Annotated in this window: 4 protein-coding genes; 3 read left to right on the plus strand and 1 reads right to left on the minus strand. The window is 67.8% G+C overall.

The features are described from left to right. A partial coding sequence (locus WC493_RS22740; RefSeq protein WP_373068833.1) for an ABC transporter permease occupies positions 1-618 on the plus strand: 618 nt, incomplete at its 5' end. On the opposite strand, the gene WC493_RS22745 is transcribed toward WC493_RS22740, so the two are convergent. Then, positions 599-1,294, minus strand: coding sequence for a GntR family transcriptional regulator (locus WC493_RS22745; protein WP_373068835.1), 696 nt, complete (start codon positions 1,292-1,294; stop codon positions 599-601). The two genes, WC493_RS22740 and WC493_RS22745, sit on opposite strands and share 20 nt — an antisense overlap. A gap of 154 nt (positions 1,295-1,448) precedes the next feature. On the opposite strand from WC493_RS22745, the gene WC493_RS22750 reads away from it, so the two are divergent. Both WC493_RS22750 and WC493_RS22755 read left to right on the plus strand, forming a co-directional pair. After that, positions 1,449-2,282 carry an aromatic ring-hydroxylating dioxygenase subunit alpha gene (locus WC493_RS22750; RefSeq protein WP_373068837.1) on the plus strand — a complete coding sequence of 278 codons (834 nt, stop codon included), beginning with the start codon at positions 1,449-1,451 and terminating at the stop codon, positions 2,280-2,282. After that, positions 2,279-2,950 carry a Rieske 2Fe-2S domain-containing protein gene (locus WC493_RS22755; protein ID WP_373068839.1) on the plus strand — a complete coding sequence of 224 codons (672 nt, stop codon included), beginning with the start codon at positions 2,279-2,281 and terminating at the stop codon, positions 2,948-2,950. The genes WC493_RS22750 and WC493_RS22755 overlap by 4 nt, the downstream gene beginning before the upstream one ends. Positions 2,951-3,067 lie beyond the last annotated feature (117 nt).

The raw sequence follows: 3,067 nt of genomic DNA on the forward strand, positions 1-3,067 counted from the left end.
GCCGGAGTGGTCGGGCGGGACTATGTCCATACCACGGTGCCGGGGCTCGACCCGCTCGACCTCGGGCCGCTGTCCACGCTGCCGGTCGTCGGGCCGATCCTGTTCCACCAGGACCTGCTGGTCTATCTGGCGCTCGGCTTCGCCGGTGTCGCCTGGTGGTACCTGATGCGCACCAGGGCCGGGCTTCGCCTGCGGGCGACGGGTGAGGACCCCGGCGCGGCGGACGTCGCGGGTGTCGACGTGCAGATGACACAGCTCGTCGCCTGCGCCGTCTCGGGGGCGGCCTGCGGGCTGGCCGGGGCCTATCTCTCGGTCGTCGCTTCCGAAGTCTGGGTCGAGGGCATGGTGGCCGGGCGGGGCTGGATCGCCGTCGGTCTCGTCATCTTCGCGCGCTGGAACCCCTTGCGTGCGGTCGCCGGTGCCATCCTGTTCGGCGGGGCCGACGCGCTGACGCCGCGGCTGCAATCGATCGGCGCCGACGTGCCGACCTATCTCATGCTGATGCTGCCCTATGTGCTGACCATCGCCGTGCTGGCGCTGCCCGCCCTGTTCAAGATCGGCCGCGGGGCGGAGCCGGCCAACCTGGGCCAGCCCTATCTCAGGCAGGACCGGCGCTAGAAAGATAGGGCGCCAGGGCTTCGGCCAGGGGCAGGGGTTTCCGCGTCTCCGCCTCTTCGAGGAAGAAGCCCTTCACGATCAGGCGGTTGTGTTCGGCGATCAGGTCCTGAGCCTTCTTGATCTGGCGCCGCTCGACCAGGTCGAGGATGCGCAGGTGATCGTCGGCCAGGGCGCATTGGTCGAATTCGGAGCGGTAGAGCGAATGGAGCAGGGTAACCCGCCGCGTCAACTGCGCGTGCATGTCTTCGAGCACGCGGTTGCCGGTCAGGCGGACCAGTTCGAAATGGAAGGCGACGCCGAGATGGTCGGAGAGGCCGAAATTGCTCTCGTGTGCGGCGTGGCGCTGGCGCTCCGCGTTGCGCCGGATCTCCGCCCAGGCGGAAGTGCCGACGCGGGTGACGGCCAGGATGGCGGCGCCCTGTTCGATCACCGTCATCGCCTCGTAGATCTGCAGGGTTTCCTGCAGGCTGAGGCGGGCGACGAAGGCACCGCGGTTCCGCTCGATGGTGACGATGCCGTCTTCCGACATGCGGATCAGGGCCTGGCGCACGACGATGCGGCTGACCCCCATGGCTTCGGCCAATTCGCGCTCGCCCAGCTTGGCGCCGGGCAGCAGGCGCTGGGCCATGATGGCGCGGGTCAGGATCTTGGCGATCTCGCCGGAGCGGCTGCTCATGCGCGGGTGGATTTCCTGGGTCGGACGTGTTGGGCGAGTGTTCGCAGAAAAGCGCTTGATCTTCAAGCCTATTGCGAAAGTGCTGTTCGATTTATTGGATAGCAAATAGCAATAGATTGGAATCCAATATCCGTAGAACGCAAAGGATGGCGGAATGACGGAGATCGATCCCGGCACGTTGAACGACTGGCAGGTGGTCGGCTGCCTCGACGAATTGCCGGAGGGACGGCCGCTGGCGACCCGTCTGCTCGGCCAGGCCATCTCGGTCCGCCGCCGGGGCAGGAGTGCCGTGGTGAGCGCGGGCGGGCGGGACTTGCCCGTGCTGCTCCGCTACGGCTTCGTCTGGACCTCGCTCGGCATGCCGAAGGGCGACCTCTTCGCCATTCCCGAATATGACGAGGCGGACCGCCGCAACCTGAACGGTTGCAGCTTCGGGGTCCAGGTCTCGGCGCCGCGGGCGGTCGAGAATTTTCTCGACATGGGCCATTTTCCCTTCGTCCACACCGGAATCCTGGGGGCGGAGCCGCATACGGAAGTGAAGGATTACGACGTCGAGACGATGCCGGCCGAGATCGTCGCGACACGCTGCATGTTCTATCAACCGCAGGCCGCGGTGGCGTCGACCGGGGGCGCCGATGTCGCCTATCGCTACCGGGTGCCGCATCCCTATTGCGCCGTGCTCTACAAGGACAGCCCGGCCAAGCCGGGACGGGCCGACGTGATCGCCCTCTTCATCCAGCCGGTGACGGAGGACGAGATCGTCGCCAGCCTCGTGCTCTCCCTGCTCGACGACGACACGCCGCTCGCCGAACTGCGCCGCTTCCAGCAGCGGATCTTCGCGCAGGACAAGCCGATCCTGGAAAACCAGATCCCGAAGCGCCTGCCGCTGCTGCCGCGGGCGGAAGTGCCGATCCGGGCCGACAAGGTCTCGATCGCCTACCGCCACTGGCTGCGCGGCCGCGGCGTGACCTATGGAGTGATTGCGTGAGCGCGCGTTTCTTTCCCGTGGCGTCGGGCTTCGACCTCGCGCCGCGCCATGTCTTTCAGGGCCTGCTGTTCGACCAGGAATTGGCGCTCTGGCGTGACGACCAGGGCCGGGTCAACGCCTGGGAGAATCGCTGCCCGCATCGCGGCGTTCGCCTGACGATCGGCCATAATCTGGGCGGCGTCCTGAAATGCCAGTACCACGGCTGGCGTTACGCCAGCGGCAGCGGCACCGGCGTCACCGTGCCCGCGCATCCCGGGGCGCCGATCCCGGCCGCCATCTGCGCCAAGGTGTTTCCTGCGTTAGAGGTCGACGGCATCGTCTTCGCCGCCCTGGAGGAGGCGCCGCCGCCCGTGTTGCCGCAGTTGCCGGCTGGCGCGCGGATCGTGCTGCGCCCCCGGCCCGTGGCCTCGGCCCCGGCGGCGGTCGCGGAACGTCTGGCCGGCTTCCGTTTCGGCGATTTCGCCGGCCGTACCTTCGCGCAAAGGCCGACCACGGTCGAAACGCTCGATCCCTTCACGATTCGCGCGACGGCGGACGTCACCATCCTGTTCCTGCTGCAACCGCGCGGGGCGGGCACCATGATCCACGGAATCCTGGTGGGGGCGCCGGCCGCGGCCCGGGGCGCGGTCGACGATCTCCTGAGCGATCTGCTGGAGGGCCGGCGATGATCACCCTCTACGACTACGAACTCGCGGCCGATTGCTACAAGATCCGGCTGTTCCTGTCCCTCGCCGGCCTCACGGCCACGATCGAGCCGGTCGAATTCTATCCCGCGCGGGAGCAGG

It is taken from the genome of Zavarzinia sp. (genome assembly GCF_041650655.1).
Taxonomy (GTDB): domain Bacteria; phylum Pseudomonadota; class Alphaproteobacteria; order Zavarziniales; family Zavarziniaceae; genus Zavarzinia.